The organism is Streptomyces sp. NPDC056987, assembly GCF_042673865.1.
Lineage (GTDB): Bacteria > Actinomycetota > Actinomycetes > Streptomycetales > Streptomycetaceae > Streptomyces.
Map to the genome: position 1 here is coordinate 154,303 of NZ_JBHURV010000019.1, position 16,406 is coordinate 170,708.

A 16,406-nucleotide genomic window follows, 5' to 3' on the forward strand; every position below is an offset into this window, starting at 1 on the left:
GTGGGGCCCGCGCCCCCCCCCTCCCTGGTGTGGTCACACTGTGGGGGGCGCTTGTGGGTGGCGGCCGCCCCCCGGGCGGGCCCCCGACGCTTGTCTACCGGTCTCATCGGGGTGTTGTCGGCTGGCGAGTCAGTTCCAGGTGAGCGCCGGTGAGACATCTGTCGATCAGGGCGGGGCGGCGGATCCTTAGATCTGCCGCCCCGCCCTGGCCGCCTTTCGCGGCGCGAAGATGATCGGGCGTCGACCCGACGCGGTGGGACGGGTCCCCGACCGCCGAGACGGTCTCGGCGACCAGGCAGACGGTCTCACCCGTTTTGGTCTGAGCTGACCGAGCGCGACTTGGACCTCGACCAGGTACGGTGCCGCGGAACCGGCGAGGACCAGCGCCCTGGCGCCGAGGGTGTACGTGCCGGTGCGGCCGCTCCGGATGAGCACCCCGCACGACGCGAGTTCGGCGGCGATGCGCGAGGCTGTCGACTTGCTCAGGCGAGTCTGCTCGGCCAGGTCGGTGACCGCCTGTGGTGTGCCCGACTCGGCGACGCACGTCGCCGCCCCCGTGGTCCGTGCGCCCGCATGCCGGGCAGATGTGGCGGGCGGCTGGCGGGGGGCGGAACTGGTTTATGGGAGTTCTGTGTGAGTCCGCTGGCCGTGTGCCACACCCACTTCCGCGCTCCGACCGCTGGGCTGCGCCTTTGCCAGTTCACGGGGGTGCGGGGCTCACATACGGCTCACAAGGTGCACAGCTTGTCCCAGAAGCGTTGGCCAAGGTGGATCTCGGACGCCCCGACCACGGTGGCTGTCTTATCGCAACCCTTGCTGGAGGATCTGATGATCGAGGTGAACGGGCTCACCAAGCGTTACGGCGACGTGCTGGCCGTCGACGACCTGAGCTTCACCATTCGCTCTGGAGAGGTCACCGGCTTTCTGGGCCCGAACGGGGCCGGGAAGTCGACGACGATGCGGATGATCCTCGGGTTGGACGCACCCACCTCCGGCACCGCCGCCGTCAACGGCCTGGCAGTGGCGGTACAGCCCGCGCCGCTGAAGGCGGTCGGGGCGCTGCTGGAAGCCGGAGCCGTGCTGCCCAGCCGCAGTGCTTACCACCACCTTTTGGCGCTGGCCGCCAGCAACGGGCTGGGCCGCGATCGTGTCGAGGCGGTCCTGGACGAAGTTGGGCTGTCGGGCGTGGCGCGACGGGCAGCCGGCACCTACTCGCTTGGCATGAAGCAACGGCTCGGCATCGCCGCAGCCCTGTTGGGTGACCCGCCGGTGCTGGTGCTGGACGAGCCGCTCAACGGGCTCGACCCCGAGGGGATCGTCTGGATCCGCAAGCTGATGCGCCGGATGGCCGCCGAAGGCCGGGCCGTGATGATGTCCAGCCATCTGATGAGCGAGATCGAACTCACCGTCGATCACCTCGTCGTGATCGGCCGGGGCCGGCTGATCGCCAACACCAGCATGTCCGCGTTCATCGCTGAGCACTCCCACCAGGAAGTCGTAGTGCGCTCACCGCAGGCCGCCGACCTCGCACAGCGCCTGGCCCGGTCCGGCGCCGCTGCCCGGCTCGAAAGCGAGGACCGGCTGGTCGTCACCGGCATTGGCCCTGCCCGGATCGGCGCACTGGCCGCGGCCGGAGGCATCGAGCTCCACGAGCTGACACTGCGCCGGACCTCGCTTGAGGAGGTCTTCATGGAACTGACCCACGACAGCATCGAGTACTCCTCCGACAAGGACGCCGCCTGATGAGCAGGACCCTCACTCCCGTCCGCACCCGCTTCGCGTCGGTCGAGACGCCGCAGCTCCGCTCCACACACGGGAAGCCGGGCGGCAGAGCGCGGTTTCGGCACGTCCTGCACGCCGAGGGGATCAAGATCTGGACGATGCGCTCGACGCTCTACGTCATCCTCGGAACACTACTGCTGGGCGGCGCCCTCGCCGCACTCAACGGCTCCTCCGCGGGCGATGAGTTCGCTGACATGACGGCTGCGGACCAGCTCACGTTCGACCCGCTGGCCACCAGCTTGAAGGGGTACATGCTGGCGCAGGTCACCATTGCGCTGCTGGGCGGCATGGTGATCACCGCCGAGTACGGCAGCCGCACCATCGTCAGCACGCTCAGCGCCGCCCCGCACCGCAGCCGGGTCCTGGCAGCCAAGGCGGCCGTGCTCGCCGCGACAGCCCTGATCACCGGATGGGCGACCACGTTCAGCGGATTCCTCGTGGGCCAGGCGGCACTCAAGGGCGCTGGCGCACCGCACCTGACGCTGTCCGACCCGCAATCCGCGCGCGCCATTCTGGGCGGTGGGCTGTTCCTGGCTCTCGCCGGACTCATGGGCCTGGCTGTGGGCACGCTGATCCGCAGCACTACCGCCACGGTGACCACCCTGTTCGCCGCCATGCTGATCGTGCCCGCGTTCGGTCCGGCCCTGCCGGGGCCGCTGTCGGAGTGGACCGCGAAGTTCTGGCCGCCATCCGCCGGCGGGCAGATCATGACGAGCTATCAGGATCCGTCGCTGCTCACGCCGTGGCCCGGGCTCGCGGTGATGGCCGGGAGCGTGGCCGTTCTGCTGGCCGCCGCGTCTCTCACCTTCCGCAAGCGCGACGCGTAGGAAGATCGGACGGGGCAATCATGAATGGGGCGGCCATGACAGAGCAGTTGTTGGTGGTGGAGGACGATGCCACTCTGCGGGAACTGCTGTCTGCCAGCCTGCAGTTGGCCGGCTTCACCGTGACGTCGGTGACCACCGGAGCGCAGGCGCTGGCCGCGGTGCAGCGTGCGCGCCCCGATCTGATCGTCCTCGATGTCATGCTGCCGGACTTCGACGGGTTCGAGGTCGTACGGCGTCTGCGCCAGGACGGGCCGCCCGCGCTGGGCGGCCCGCCACCGGTGCTGTTCCTCACCGCGCTGGACGCGGCCAAGGACCGGATCAGCGGGCTGAGCGCAGGCGGCGACGACTACGTCACCAAACCGTTCAACCTGGAAGAGCTGATCCTGCGGATCCGGGCCATTCTGCGCCGTAGCAGCGGCCAGGCCCCGGACGGCCGGTTGAGTGTGGGCGATCTCGTGCTGGACCCCGACAGTCACCAGGTGACCCGCGCAGGCGCGATCGTCTCCCTGTCCCCCACGGAGTTCAACTTGCTGCGCGCGCTGATGGAACACGTCGGCCAGGTCTTGTCCAAGGAACAGTTGTTGGACTTGGTGTGGCATTACGACTTCGGAGGCGACGACAGCATCGTCGCCTCCTACATCAGCTACCTGCGCCGCAAACTGGACGCCGGTGAACCCAAGTTGATCCACACGGTGCGCGGCACCGGATACGTGCTGCGCAGGCCGCCGCAGTGAACGGCGCCGACGCCCGCCCCAGCCGGGGCCTGTCGCTGCGCCACCGACTGCTGGCGATCACTCTCGCGTTGCTGGTCGCGGCGCTGCTCGCCAGCACCGGCCTGGTCATCGATCAGCTTCAGCGTCAACTCGTGCGGCAGCTCGACGAACGCGTCAAAGGGGTCGCCGCCGTGACCGCCCGCCTGCCCGATCTGCCGGACGTGGTCAGCAAGGACGCCCCTCAGGTACGTGAGAGCGTGGAGCAGTTGTGGCTCCCGGACGTGTACGTCACCGCCCTCGGCCCCGACGGTCAGGTCACCCAGGTTATCCGGCAGGCCACCGGCCCGGCCCCGCAGCTGCCCCGTCTGGATGCCGCGGCGGTCGCCAAGCGTGACGGCAAGCCCTTCTCCGCAGAAGCGGCGAGCGGCGGCGAGACCTGGCGAGCCGTCGCCGTACCGAGCGCGTCCGGCGAGAGCGACGCTTCAGTAGGCAGCGTGGTGGTGGCGGGCTCACGCAGCGACGTCGATGACGCCATGAGCCAGCTCACCAAGAAGGTCCTGCTGATCGACGCCGCGGTCCTGGGACTCCTGGGACTTGCCGGATGGTTCGCGGTGCGCGGCGGACTGCGGCCGCTGCGCCGCATCGAGACCACCGCCGCCGCCATCGCCTCCGGAGACCTCTCCCGCCGCGTCCCGCAGCTCGCAGCCCCGCGCACCGAACTCGGCCGGCTGTCCACCTCGCTCAACGGCATGCTCGACCGGATCGAGGCGGGCAACGCAGCCCGCGCCGAGACCGAGCAGCGCATGCGCCGCTTCATCGCCGACGTCAGCCACGAACTGCGCACCCCCCTGGCCGGCATCAAAGGCTTCACCGAGCTCTACCGGATGGGCGGCATGCCCGATCGCTCGGACGTCGACACCTCGATGAACCGCATCGAACGCGAAGCCGGCCGACTGGTCGGCCTGGTGGAAGAACTCCTACTCCTGGCCCGACTCGACGAGGACGCGGCCGCCGCCGCACAGACGCTGCAGCTCACCCCCATGGACCTGCGCACCCTGGCCGCCGACGCGTTGCACGACCTGCGCGCCCTCGACCCGCAACGCCCCGTCGCCCTCACCGGCCCCGGCGGCGGACCACCCGCCGCAGCCCCCGTCCTCGGCGATGAGGCCCGGCTTCACCAGGTCACCTCCAACCTGGTCGGCAACGCCATCGCCCACACCCCCGCGGGCACCCCGGTGCGTATCGGCGTCGGCACGCGAGGCGGACTGGCCGTCCTGGAATTCCACGACGCGGGCCCCGGCATGACCGCGCTTCAGGCAAGACGGGCCTTCGACCGGTTCTACCGGGCGGACAAAGCCCGTGCCCGCGCCCGCATCGGCGGCGGTGCCGGCCTGGGGCTGGCCATCGCCGACTCCCTCGTACGCGCCCATGGAGGCCGTGTCGAGATCGAGACGGCCCCAGGCGCCGGAGCGAATTTCCGCGTCCTGTTGCCTCTGCACTCCTGAGCGCCGTGCTGCTGGCGCCGAAACATCAAGTGAGCCGACAATAGACGCGGGCGGTGCTGCGTGGCGGCTACGCAGTGCCTAGCACAAGCCCAACTCCGTGACCGCTCGAGCGACGAGCGTGGTCACTCCTGCTCGCCTGCCGATCGTGGCAGCCACCGAGCTCTTCCATGAGGCAGCAGATCCCCATCGCCGCCTGCACAGCGACTGAGTGGGCGGTTCGTGAGGTGATGTCTGTTCCGGGCTTGGCTACTGCTTCTTGCTGAAGGTGCCGGGCTCGGCTTCGCTGAGGATTCCTAGTGTGACCAGGCGTTTCATCTTGTTGCGGGTGCGTTCGACGTGTTTCAGCAGGAGCTCGAAGTCAAGGGCCTGGCAGATGTCTCGGGCCCGCAGTGGGCCGCTGGTGTCGTTGAAGACCGCGAGGATGCGCGGGTAGTCCGGGTGCTCGGGCAGCTCCAGGCTTCCTGCCAGGTCGGCTGCCTGGTCCGGAATGCCGTCGGCGAGGCCGGTGATGGTCGTGCGGGTGATGGCAAGGTGCTCCAGACGCAGCTCGCCATCGCGGAGCTGGTTCTGCAGGGCATCGATCCGGGTGCGGAGTTCGTCGGCCAGGGTCCGGGCGGCGTCTTCCTGGAGGTCGAGTGCCTGGAGGAGGGGGTTGAGGTTCACGCGCCGGCGGTGCTGCTGACCGCGCCCGTACGGCGCCCCGCGCTCCATGTGCACGTCGGGCGCCCGGTGACGCTGGCCGGGGACCCGGTCACCGCCGCCGAGCAGGCACGCCAAGCGGTGACCGACGCGTGGCGCACGGCGGTGGAGCGGCTGGGCGGGACCGTACCTCCTCTCAGGTGCGCGTCGAGCGGGTGAGGGTGGTGAGGGCGTGGCGGAGGGTGGTGTCGCTCGGTGGGCGGTCGCGCCAGCGGGCGCCGATGTGGCCGTCGGGTCGGATGAGCAGTGCTCCGTGCGGGCGGAGGCCGCAGAAGTCGATGTGCTCGTACGGAAGGGCCTCGATGCGCAGCGGCCAGGGTGTGGCGGCGGTGGCCTGTCGCCCCCAGTCGGCGGGGTCCGGGGTGAGGAGGGTGAACCATTCGCCGAGGATGTCGAGCGTGGAGCTGTCGGGTGTGAGCCAGAGGTGTGGCATGCGATGGCCCGGCTCTGTGGTGGGGAGGTAGTCCGTGCCACTGTCGGGCGGCTCGGGTGGGGTGTCACTGCCTGGCGGTTCGGAGGCGGGGCCGTTGTCGGGGAGGACGGCGTCGGAGTGGTAGGCGACGCCGAGCACGAGGCCGAGTTGGGCGAAGTACTCTTCCGACCAGGGCGGTTCGATCCGGTCCGGCGCTCCTTCGCCGGTGTGGAGCTGCTCGCGGCGCCGGTTCTGCACCTGGAGCAGAAGCTGGGTGTTGGCCACTGCCTGGCGGAGGGTCCGGTGGGCGACCGGTAGCCGTTCCGTCGCGTAGGTCTCCAACATGCCTGGACCGGCCCACCCTTGAAGAACACCCGCCAGCTTCCAGCACAGGTTGTGTACATCGGCGATGCCGGCGTTCATACCCAGGCCGCCGATGATGGGGATGGCGTGCGCGGCATCGCCGGCCAGCAGGATCCGGCCCTGGCGGAAGCGTTCGGCGACGAACGCGTTCATCACCCAGTGCTGAACGCGCAGCACCTCGACCCGTACCTCGGCGCCCGGGCCGAGGGCGCGCGAGACGAGGGCGGGCCAGTCGGCGCGCGCCGGGTCTTCAGGGGTGGGGGCGAACCAGGCCCAGCCTCCTTCCGGGTAGAGCGGGAGGAACGAGCCGTGCGCGGTGAAGTAGACCCCGGCGGGCTGGCGGGCGCACCAGGGGTGGAGATCGGCGTCGAACACGACGGTGGTGACATCCCCGAGCGCTCCCGGGCCGGTGGTGCCGATTCCCAGCAGGTGCCGGACGGTGGAGCTCGCGCCGTCGGCGGCCAGCACGTACCGGGCCCGGACCCGGGTCTCGTCACCGTGGTGACGGTCGGCGAGCAGGGCCACGACGCCGTCGGTCTCCTCGGTCAGGCCGATCAGCTCGGACCCGAACCGCGCCGGTGCGTGCGCGGCGGCGAGCAGGATGGGTTCCAGCCGGTCCTGCGAGGTGAGCGCACCGGTCACGGGGCTCTCGGGGACCGGCGCGTCGACCCCGGCCATCGCCGCCGTGGCGAAGTCACGGTCGTACAGGGTGTCGCGGAAGCGGACGCGGCCGTACTCCGGTGCGAACGCGGCGGCGGTGATCCCGGCGGCCGGCCCGAGCTGGCGGAAGATCTCCATCGAGCGCACGTTGACCAGCCGGGACCGTGGAAAGGGCGACAGCTCGCGGTGCTTCTCGACCAGCAGTACCCGCACACCCCAGCGCTCCAGAAGCGCTCGGGCGGTGAGCCCGACCGGGCCGCCGCCTACGATCAACACCTCCGTCTCCGTGGTGTCCACGGGCATGCCGAAGTCCTCCTGATCACCTCGGGTCCGGCAGCACGCCTTACCGAATGAATATTCGGTGATATCGACGGCGACTTGTGCCGCTATGGCCAATCATCCGCACCCGGCAGCCGTCCGCAACGTCCGCGCGCCGGACGCGGATGCCCGCCTGGATGCCCGCCCCGTTCTCGCGGCGCATCAGCGTGCGCAGATGGGCGGCGGTGCGCCGCGAAGGCCAGTCGTCGGCTCACCACCGAGTTGGCGACCTCTGCCAGTGCGCGGTGGCCCGGCGCCCTTCGAGGACTCCGGCCGCGGCCAGGGTGAAGGCGCCGCTGCGGAAGCCGACCAGGCGCGCACCGCGTGGGTGCGCCCTTCGGACGGCATCGAGCCCGCCGGGACACCGACCGTGGGCGATCGCCACGACGAGATCCCGGACCATGTGGACGCGACGACCGGCCACGCACTCGGCACCTGATCCGACAGGTCTCGGGCGCGCGCCACTTCCCTCGGCGTCCGGCGGCAGTCCACCGCGCAGCACTTCGCCCCGCCGAGCGTGAGCTCGGCGGGGCGAAGTGGTCATGGCGTCGAAGACGGCAGCAGCGTCCTGGGTTTCCGGTACGGGGTGCCTCTTCGGTACGTCGTACTGGCTCAGCCCTGGTTCGCCCTTGAGCGGCCGAAGAACTCGATCTCGGCGATCGAGACCTGCTTGTCGGGGCCCGCGCCGTACGCCGAGCGGATGATGAAGCGGACGCTGGACACCTCGCCCACGCGGAACTTGAGGCGCTGGGGGCCGCTGCCCTGGTCCAGGGTGATCTGGCGGGTGGTCTTCTTGCCGTCGGAGGCGGTGATCACCGCGTCCATCCGGTGCGGCGCCGCCGCTTCCGCCAGGTCGCTCGCCCGGACGGAGATGCCCGGGGTGATGATCACGTCAAGAATGCGGATCGGCTGCAGGAATTCGGCCTGGATCCACTCGCCCTCGGCGGACTGATCGATGCCGGGGCCCCACCAGGAGTTGCTGATCTTGTCGAAGGCCAGCTTCGGCTCGTGGCCCTTGAAGGAGCGGGACGCCGTCATCTTGTCGGGGTTGACCTGGGCGCGCTTGGCGAAGTGGTCGCGTGCGGCGTTCCAGGCGTTGTCCACGTTGAACGCGGCGAACACCACGAGCACCAGCGCGAGGGCCAGGGCTATCCAGCTGAAGATGCCGCTGATACCGCGCCGCAGCCGCGGACGGTCGCCCGCCCACGGGGCCGGGCGTTCGCCGGCGCCCCACCACATGCGGCGCCACCAGGGGCGGGGGGCGTCCGGGACGTTGGTGTTGTCCGTGAGGGCCATCGCGCAGCGGCGGCAGAAGTGCCGGTCGGGGCGGTTGCCGGTGGAGCACCAGGGGCACGGGGGGCCGGTCTCGTCGGCCGGTTCCGCGCCGGGGGACTGGACGCGGGGGCGGGCGGCGGCGGGGCGGCCCGGGAGGACCGGGGCCACGTCCGGGGTGGTCGCGGGGCGCCCCTCCGGGTCGGCCACCGGGACGAGCAGGGCCCGCGCCCGTTCCGCCTCCTCGGCGGCGGAGGGGGCAGGGGTGGAGGGCGTCGCCACGTGGGTGGGCGGCGCGGGTGAGGCGGCGGGCGCGTAGGGGTTCGCCGGTGCGGCGTCCCGGGCGGCGGCGGCCTGTGCCTGGCGGTTACGGAGCGTGGGGGTCGTGTCCTCGTCCTCCGGCGTCACCGGGTCCGCGTGGTGCTGCGGCGCGGGGGTGTCCGCCGCCGCGGCCGCCCCACCGGTGCCGCCCGCCGCGCCCGTACCGCCGGTCGGGCCCGTGCCGCCGGTGTCCGACGTGCCGCCCGGCGTCGAAGCCGACGCAGGCGAAGCAGCCGGGGACGCCGAAGACGAAGACGAAGACGACGTCGAGGACGGCGGCTCCGGGGACCAGTTCAGGACCGCTCCGCAGCCGTCGCAGAACGACTGCCCCGGGTCCGGCCGCGTACCGCACTCAGCGCAGTTGCCCGCCCTGCGGCCGGCCTGCCCGGAGGTGTCCGACGCCTGCGATGGCGAGGGCGAGGATGGTGAGGAAGAAGTCTGGCTGGTCACCTGTCGGATGTCCTTTCGGCGGCGGTCACCTGGACCGCGTAAGGCATATGGGCGGGGCGGGCTGCCGCGACCAGGCGCTCCAGCCGGTGCGCGTCGGCCGGGGAAGGGTTCTTGAGCCGTACGGTGACGTGCAGTGCGGGTCTGTGCTCGCCCGGGACCGGGCCCAGGGGGCGGGCGTCCCAGGTGGCCGCGCCGCTCTCGGTGATCTCCGGCTCCACGCCGAAGACCAGCCGGACCGCCTCCGCCAGACCGAGCCGCGTACCGCGGATGCGGTGCAGGCGCACGGCGGCGGCGACCGCGGCGCGCAGGGCCGCGATCGTCTGCGGGTCGGGTACCGCCTCACTGGAGGTGAGCGCGGTGTCGTAACTCTCGGTCTCCGCACCCACCCAGCTCCCCACCCAGCGGGTGAAGTCCGCCGGGGCGAGCGACGGGGTGAAGTAGGTGTCCAGGCAGTCCAGGACGTTGTGGAACGGCGCGAGCACCTCGTCCAGGCCCGCCACGAAACGCTGGGCGAGGTCGTCGTCCGCGAAGACCGCGGGGAGCATCATCCCCAGCGGGAACGACGAGGCCAGCCCGTCCACCGAACCCCGCGTGCTCGCCCCCGTACCGGTACTCACGAGGCGTCTCCGATGACCCGGACCCGGTGGTCGAACGAGAAGACCAGCGCCGGCGCCTGGAGGTCGATCCGCTCCGTGGGGTCGCCGCGCTTGCCGCTGAGCGGGTCCGCCGGGTGCAGCAGCACCTCGTCCACCAGCTCGACGCCCGGCACCCGTTGCAGCACCGCGAAGATCTCACCCGCCTGCACCGGACGGCCGAACGGCCACCCCGTGCCGTGCGCGCCCCCGGTCAGCGGGTCGAGGTGGCGGTAGAGCGCGTCGTGCGCCAGGCGCCGTACCCGGTCGGTCTCCGTGCCGCGGAAGGCGTGCACCGTCGCGACGACCGTCACGCCCTGGTAGAACGGCGGCCCGACCGCCAGCCGGGTGCCGATCAGCCGCCGCTCGTCGAGGTAGCGGGTGATACGGCCCAGCAGGGCGTCGCCCGGGACCAGTTGCTCGAAGCGCAGCCGTCCGCCCGGGTCGGAGACCGCCTGCGGGACCACCAGCACCCGTACCGCGTGCGCCCCGTGCTCGTCGGGCTCCGCCTCCAGGCAGGTGATCCGGGCCGTCTCGGGCGCCGCGCGCCGCGCCAGCTCCTCGTAGTCCCGCAGCGTCACCGCCCGGTCCTGGGCGCTCAGCGCGATCGGCGCCCGGAGCTTCGCCTCCTCGACGCTCTCGCCGTCGACCCCGCCCACCGCCGCTTCCCGGTTGATCACCTCGGAGATGTACGGAACGGAGTCGCGCAGCACCCGGATCGCGCCGCGCGCGACATTGCCCGACTTGCCGCCGCCCGTGCGGTAACGGTTCGCCCGGATCGGCGCGCCCTTGGGCGGCACCGCCCCGTACTGGCGCAGCGTGCCGTCCGGTTCGCGTACGGACGGGCCGAAGGCGATCTCACCGGTCGTCGCGTCGAGCGTGATGTGCCGGTCGTCGGGGCCCGAGGCGGCGAAGTGGCCGACGGTCTCCCAGTCGACCCAGCCGTCGCGCTCCGCGACCTGGAGGAGCAGCGGGGGCACATCGCCGATGACGGGCGTGTTGGCCAGCTGCACCCGGAGCGCCGGCAGCCCGGTGGCCTCCCCCAGCGCCTCGTCGCGCACCGTCTCCGCGTGCACGACGCGCGTGGTGCCGCCGATGGTGAACGCCTCCGCGGACCGGATGGTCGGCGAGGTGGTGTAGAACGGCTGGTCCTGGAGCGGCTCGGTGACCCGGCAGCGCAGCCACCCCGCCTCGTGCCGCCCGGTACGGGAGAGCGCGTGGCCGCCGGGGACGTGCAGGACGACCTCGCCGGGCCGGTTGAGACCACCGGTGGTGTCCCGGTCGACCTCGCAGGCGGCCCAGCCGTCCGGTGTCCACGCCTCCCAGGCGAGCGGCGGCTGCCGCGGGTCCACACCGACACCGTCGACCTGGCTGTCGAGCTCCAGGACGACCGCGCAGTGCGGCACGGCGGCGCTGAGCCCGAACATCATGCGGTCGCCGGGCCGGGGGGACTCGCCGAAGCAGTGCACGTCCTTGGACTCGGCGAGGTCGGAGGTGCGGTCGACGGCCTGGTCGCCCTCGCGCTGCACCGTCAGGTACGACAACTCGCAGGGCACGACGGTGAGTTCGCCCTCCGTGGCGAAGACGACCGCCTCCTCCTCCTGGGAACGGGCCGTGCCGACCTCGGTGCCCGTCGCCAGGATCACGGGCTGCTGCTGCGGCGCCGACAGCCAGAACGTGACGTCGGCGCGCGCCGCCGACGGCGGGAAGAGGGTGATCCCGATCAGGTCCAGGAACGCCAGGTGGTTCTTCTCGGGCACCCGGTTGAGCCGGTACACGATCTGGTCGGCCATGTGCGCGACGGTCTCGACGAGGGTCACGCCCGGATCGGAGACGTTGTGGTCGGTCCACTCGGGGGCGCGCTGCTGGATGTACCGCTTGGCGTCGTCCACGAACTGCTGGAAGCGGCGGTCGTCGAGGTTCGGGGAGGGGAGGGCCATCAGCGGTCGTTTCCAATGTGTGCGTCGGACGTACCGGACCCCTCGGGTCCGTCGTGTGAGGGGATGACATAGAACGGGAAGACCAGGCTGCGCGGGTTGTTGGTGCCCCGGATCGAGTAGCGGACGTCGATGTAGAGCACGCCCTGCTGCTCCCCCGCGGTCACCGCGACGTCGTCCACGTCGATCCGCGGCTCCCAGCGGTCGAGGCTGGCGTACACCTCGTGCTGGATCCGGCCCGCGGTGGCCTCGTTGACCGGCGCGAAGACCATGTCGTGGATGGCGCAGCCGAATTCGGGCCGCATCGGCCGCTCGCCGGGCGCGGTGGCGAGGACGAGCCGGATGGCCTCCTCGACCTCGCGTTCCCCGCTGACCATGGCGATACCGCCGGTGGGGCTGATACGGAGCGGGAAGGCCCATCCGGTGCCGACGAACTGCTGGGCCATCAGACGCCTCCTGTGGGGATGACCGGCACGCTGGACTTGATCGTGAGGCCCTTGAGGCCGAGATTGGCTATCGCGGTGAGCTGCATGGTGGCGCCGGCGGTGAGCGTCATGATGCCGGCCGTGTTCAGGTTGACCACCCCACCCGCGTTGAGGGAGGCGGCGCCGCCCGCCTTCAGGGAAAGCGCGGCGCCCGCGTTGACGTTGAGGGCGGTGCCCGAGGTGATGTTGAGCGGGCCGCCGCTGCGGATCATCAGGGATCCCCCCGCGTTCAGCGACAGGTTGCCGCCCGCCCTGATCGACACGGCGCCGGTGCCCTTGATGGACACCTTGCCCTTGCTGTCGATGATGATCTCGGTACCGGTCCGGTCCAGGTTGATGGTGAGCTTCCTGTCACCGGTGGTCAGCCGCACCCCGCGCTTGCGGCCGACGCTCTGGTCGAGCAGGTCGAGCCGGTTGTTGTCACGATCAGCCAGGGTGCGCCGGGTGACCTTGCCGCGCGTCGCGTCGTACACCGGCACGTCGTTGGGGGCCGGCTTGTCCTTGCCGTTGTAGAGGCCGCCGATCACGTACGGGTGGTCGAGCGCGCCGCGGTCGAACGCCACCAGCACCTCGTCGTCGACGTCCGGGCCGATGAGGCTGCCGCCCTTCACGCCGCCGAACTGCACCGTGCGGACCCAGTCGCTGACGTACATGTCGTCCAGCCACGGGAACTTCAGCTTGACCCGGCCCTGCTTGAGCGGATCCTTGATGTCGGTGACCAGCGCGTTGGCGACGCTCGGCAGCCGGGACGAGGCCGCCCCGCCACCGCCGGAGGCGAGCCCGTACAGCGAACGCCACTGGCGGCCGCTGACGGTCAGGAACGTCAGATAGTGCTCCTGGTCCCCGAAGCTGTGGCGCGCGCCCGTGACCGTGTACTTGCCCTCGAACGGCTTGCCCACCTTCGAGAGGGTGACGGGGATACCGGGACGCAGCTCCGGGTTGCCGCGCGCGGTGACCTCCACCTCGGCGAAGGAGGAGGTCACGTCGTCGGCGAGCGCCTCGGCCGCGTCCTGGGCCTCGGTGTCCTTGTCGTAGGGCAGGTCGGTCCCGACCAGTTCGGCGTTGCCGAACTTCTTCGTCACCCTGGCCGGGGTCGTACCGATCTCCAGGCCGTCGTTGGCCAGGGCGGGAGCCTTGCCGATGACCGTCCGCTTGGCCTGGACGTCCCAGCCGCGCACCCGGACCTCGGCCACCTGGTCGGCCGAGGTGACCGCCGACCGGCAGCGCAGGATCTCGTCGCCGGCCTTCAGGACGAACGGGCTCTTGTCGCTGGGAGTGCTCGGCGGCGGAGCCTTGGACGCCTTCTCCCGCTTGACGAAGCGGAACTCGCCCTTCGAGTCGATGTACGCCACCATCTCGTTCTCGTCCGCGAGCCTCTGGACGAAGTCCCAGTCGGTGACATTGGACTGGCTGATGAACTCGTACGCACCGCCGCTCGACTCGACCTTGCCGAGCGGGATGCCGCTCTTGCCGGCCAGTTCCTTCGCGATCTCGGTGGCGGACTTGCCCTTGTACGCCTTCACCCGCCGGTGCCGGAGCATGCGGTGGCCCTTGTCGTAACCGCGGATGACGGTGAACGTACCCGTCTGGTCGTAGTCGGTCTCCAGTGCCGTGATCTCGGCGGTGATCAGCGGGTTCTGCGCACCGTCGCCGTCCGAGACGGGCGCGATCACCACGGGCACGCCGATCTTGGCCTTCAGGTCGCCGAGGAGCAGTTTCTTGTTGTCGCGGAAGGTGAGATGGAACGCGCCCGGCACGCCCGCGCCGAAGTCGACCCAGCCGCCGACCAGTTGCTTGTTCTCCGGATTCTTGAGCTTGGTGCTCCCGATCTGCACGAAGAGGATGTTGGAGAAGCCGACCTCGGGCATCAGCCGCGCACCTCCTCTGCGGCGGGAAGCATCAGCTCGGTGCCGGGGGCCAGCACCGACGGGTTGTCGATGCTGTTGGCCTCGGCGATCGTGCGCCACGCGGTGGCGTCCCCGTACTCGCGCCAGGCGAGGAACTGGAGCGAGTCGCCCGCCACCACCCGGTGCACCCGGCGGGAGGTGAGCGCGCCCGAGGTGGGGTTCTGGCCGAGGGTGCTGCCCGGGATCTCGTTCATGCTCACCTGGCAGGTGGCCCGGATCGGCATCCCCGTGGTGTTGAAGAGGGTGTACGTGGCCTGCACGGAGGTGACGTACGCCGGGAACCTGGCGGTCGAGAAGGCACCCCACTCGAAGACCACCCAGGGGGTGGAGGGCTGGTTCGCGGCAATACTGGCCGTGGTCGTCTCGCAGCAGGAGAAGAGCGCTTCGACCTTCTTGCGCACGTCGTTGCTGTCCGGGTCGTCGGAGCGGTCGAGGAAGATCTCCACCGACATCTCCCGGGGCTCGGGCCCCATGAACTCCGGCACCGCGCCGTCGCGCACGGCGGCGGTGGGCGTGGTCTTCCAGCTCGCCCGCCGGGTCAGCGACAGCTGGGCCGGGTTGAAGTCGAACTCGAACGTCTTCATCAGCGCACCGGGCGTGGTGCTGCTGCCGATCGGCGGCTGATGAATGGCGAGCGTCGCCCGTACCAGGCTGTCGCCCACACCGAAACTGCTGAGGTCCATCGGTCGGCTACTCCCCTACATCCGTGAAGCCGTGGTGCGCGATCTCCAGGACCTCGGTCGCCACGGCGGGGCTGTTCGGATCGAAGGACGGCCCGCGCCAGCTCACCGGGAGGACGTCGAGCAGCCCCCACCGGGTGACGATCGAACCGTTGGCGCGCATCGCGACGATCTGCGCGGTGGGCCGGGTCACTCCGGTGGTGACGGAGGAGATCCAGGCCGCGACCTTCGAGGTCTCCGGACGGAGCGGGCGCGTCAGCGTGATGTTGGAGTAGCTGATGCGGGTGGGCAGCTGCCAGACGAAGTTGTTGTTGCCGCCTTCCTGCCGCTGCTCGACCTCGACCTGCGTGGAGAGCCCGTCACAGCCGTTGAAGGTGCCCAGGCTCTCCCCGTCGATGGAGAGGTTGAAGAAAATGGTGGTGCCGGGATCGAGCTCCTGGGACATCCGGTGGGCCTTCCTGCGGTTCCACGTGCGGTTCGGGGACGGGGGGACATCCGGTCATCGGGGGACAACCGGTCAATGACGGGGGTCGCGCAACTTGCCGATCCGCTCCCGGTCGACGCGGAGTTCGGTGCGGAGCAACCGGGTCATCGGTCCGATGAGCCGGTGGACCAGCTCCGCCATCTGGTCCTCCTTCAGCTCACGGGGCTTGAACTGGCTGGTCACGGACGGTGGTTCGGGGTCCGTGGACTTCTTCTTCTCCGACGTGTCCTCGTTCGGCGCACGCTGGATGGCGACCTGCTGGGCCGGGGCCCGCTGAACGGAGGAACGCTGCCCCGGGGCCGTTGTGTTCCCCGGCGGCAGCCCGCTCCCCGCCGGCCGGCCGCCTCGCTCAGGGGCCCGCTGTACGGCGACGGTCGTGGACCCGCGCGGCGTGGACGGCCTGCCGGGCGCGGCGGGCGTGGTGAGCCGGGCGGCCTGCGGAACCTCCGCCGGTGCCACGGCCGGGGTCGCGGCGGCCCGCTGTACGGGGAGCGCCACGGGCGGGCGGGGCGCGGCGGGCGCGAGGGAGACGACCCGGCTCGGGGCCGGCGGGGGCGCCGTGGCACCGGGGGCGGGGGGCCCCGGGGTGCCGGGGGTACGGGGACCGGCGGCCGTCATCGGCGTAGGGACCGGCCCGGCGGGGGCGCGCTGTATCGAAACCGGGGCCGAGGCCTGGGCCTGGGCCTGGGCCGGAGCGGCAGGTCGTGCCGATGCCGGTGCCGTGGCCGGTGCCGATGTCGGCCGCACCGCCGTCGGCCGTACCGCCGAAGGCGCCGCGGCCGAGCGCTGAACGGTGGGGAAGGCCGGGGCGACCGCGTTGAACTTGAGCCCGTCGGTGCTGAGTTGCACGGGCGGCGCGTCCTGCGCGGCGCGGGGCGCGGGCGCGTTCGGCATCGTGGCCGGGGCGGACAGGGGCGCGGATATCGGGGCGGACATGGGGGCGGACATCGGGGCCGCCG

General features: G+C 71.2%; 14 protein-coding genes and 3 pseudogenes. 5 read left to right on the top strand and 12 right to left on the bottom strand.

Annotated features, from left to right (window positions below; all coding sequences use genetic code 11):
• Window positions 1-186 precede the first annotated feature (186 nt).
• Window positions 187-531, bottom strand: a pseudogene (locus ACFTZC_RS22500) (helix-turn-helix domain-containing protein); the annotation flags it as partial.
• Between the two features lie 297 nt (window positions 532-828).
• On the opposite strand from ACFTZC_RS22500, the gene ACFTZC_RS22505 reads away from it, so the two are divergent.
• From ACFTZC_RS22505 to ACFTZC_RS22520, 4 genes are read left to right on the top strand one after another with little or no spacing between them, the layout of a single operon-like run.
• Window positions 829-1,743, top strand: a complete 915-nt coding sequence (locus ACFTZC_RS22505) for an ABC transporter ATP-binding protein (RefSeq protein ID WP_382892382.1) — start codon at window positions 829-831, stop codon at window positions 1,741-1,743.
• Entirely contained in the window at window positions 1,743-2,609 is an 867-nt protein-coding gene (locus tag ACFTZC_RS22510) for an ABC transporter permease (protein WP_382892384.1), read from the top strand. The genes ACFTZC_RS22505 and ACFTZC_RS22510 overlap by 1 nt, the downstream gene beginning before the upstream one ends.
• 35 nt (window positions 2,610-2,644) lie before the next feature.
• Window positions 2,645-3,343, top strand: coding sequence for a response regulator transcription factor (locus tag ACFTZC_RS22515; RefSeq protein WP_382892387.1), 699 nt, complete (start codon window positions 2,645-2,647; stop codon window positions 3,341-3,343).
• Entirely contained in the window at window positions 3,340-4,827 is a 1,488-nt protein-coding gene (locus ACFTZC_RS22520) for an ATP-binding protein (protein ID WP_382892389.1), read from the top strand. The genes ACFTZC_RS22515 and ACFTZC_RS22520 overlap by 4 nt, the downstream gene beginning before the upstream one ends.
• A gap of 246 nt (window positions 4,828-5,073) precedes the next feature.
• On the opposite strand, the gene ACFTZC_RS22525 is transcribed toward ACFTZC_RS22520, so the two are convergent.
• The 3 genes and pseudogenes from ACFTZC_RS22525 to ACFTZC_RS22535 all read right to left on the bottom strand — a co-directional run.
• On the bottom strand, window positions 5,074-5,604 hold the full coding sequence (locus ACFTZC_RS22525) for a hypothetical protein (RefSeq protein WP_382892391.1): 531 nt from the start codon (window positions 5,602-5,604) through the stop codon (window positions 5,074-5,076).
• Between the two features lie 58 nt (window positions 5,605-5,662).
• The gene (locus ACFTZC_RS22530) at window positions 5,663-7,264 is read right to left on the bottom strand and encodes an FAD-dependent monooxygenase (RefSeq protein ID WP_382892393.1); all 1,602 of its coding nucleotides are present in this window, start codon (window positions 7,262-7,264) and stop codon (window positions 5,663-5,665) included.
• A 247-nt stretch (window positions 7,265-7,511) separates the two neighbouring features.
• A pseudogene (locus tag ACFTZC_RS22535) lies at window positions 7,512-7,646 on the bottom strand (AraC family transcriptional regulator); the annotation flags it as partial.
• On the opposite strand from ACFTZC_RS22535, the pseudogene ACFTZC_RS22540 reads away from it, so the two are divergent.
• Window positions 7,629-7,718: pseudogene (locus tag ACFTZC_RS22540) on the top strand (cupin); the annotation flags it as partial. The pseudogenes ACFTZC_RS22535 and ACFTZC_RS22540 sit on opposite strands and share 18 nt — an antisense overlap.
• 173 nt (window positions 7,719-7,891) lie before the next feature.
• Here ACFTZC_RS22540 and ACFTZC_RS22545 read toward each other — a convergent pair.
• The 8 genes from ACFTZC_RS22545 to ACFTZC_RS22580 all read right to left on the bottom strand — a co-directional run.
• Window positions 7,892-8,959: an NADase-type glycan-binding domain-containing protein gene (locus tag ACFTZC_RS22545; RefSeq protein WP_382892395.1), complete on the bottom strand. Its 1,068-nt coding sequence runs from the start codon at window positions 8,957-8,959 to the stop codon at window positions 7,892-7,894.
• Window positions 8,960-9,318: 359 nt separating this feature from the next.
• Window positions 9,319-9,870 (bottom strand): phage tail protein, encoded by a 552-nt coding sequence (locus ACFTZC_RS22550; protein WP_382892419.1) that lies wholly within the window; start codon window positions 9,868-9,870, stop codon window positions 9,319-9,321.
• A 65-nt stretch (window positions 9,871-9,935) separates the two neighbouring features.
• Window positions 9,936-11,894, bottom strand: coding sequence for a putative baseplate assembly protein (locus ACFTZC_RS22555; RefSeq protein WP_382892396.1), 1,959 nt, complete (start codon window positions 11,892-11,894; stop codon window positions 9,936-9,938).
• Window positions 11,894-12,337 (bottom strand): GPW/gp25 family protein, encoded by a 444-nt coding sequence (locus ACFTZC_RS22560; protein ID WP_382892397.1) that lies wholly within the window; start codon window positions 12,335-12,337, stop codon window positions 11,894-11,896. The genes ACFTZC_RS22555 and ACFTZC_RS22560 overlap by 1 nt, the downstream gene beginning before the upstream one ends.
• Complete coding sequence (locus ACFTZC_RS22565) at window positions 12,337-14,244, bottom strand: VgrG-related protein (protein WP_382892399.1); 1,908 nt, start codon at window positions 14,242-14,244, stop codon at window positions 12,337-12,339. Before ACFTZC_RS22565 ends, ACFTZC_RS22560 begins: the two co-directional genes overlap by 1 nt.
• Window positions 14,244-14,966, bottom strand: coding sequence for a LysM peptidoglycan-binding domain-containing protein (locus tag ACFTZC_RS22570; RefSeq protein WP_365815835.1), 723 nt, complete (start codon window positions 14,964-14,966; stop codon window positions 14,244-14,246). Before ACFTZC_RS22570 ends, ACFTZC_RS22565 begins: the two co-directional genes overlap by 1 nt.
• Before the next feature lie 7 nt (window positions 14,967-14,973).
• Window positions 14,974-15,408 carry a phage tail protein gene (locus tag ACFTZC_RS22575; RefSeq protein ID WP_365815833.1) on the bottom strand — a complete coding sequence of 145 codons (435 nt, stop codon included), beginning with the start codon at window positions 15,406-15,408 and terminating at the stop codon, window positions 14,974-14,976.
• Window positions 15,409-15,480: 72 nt separating this feature from the next.
• Window positions 15,481-16,406: hypothetical protein (locus ACFTZC_RS22580; RefSeq protein WP_382892402.1), on the bottom strand; the 926-nt coding region annotated here is incomplete at its 5' end.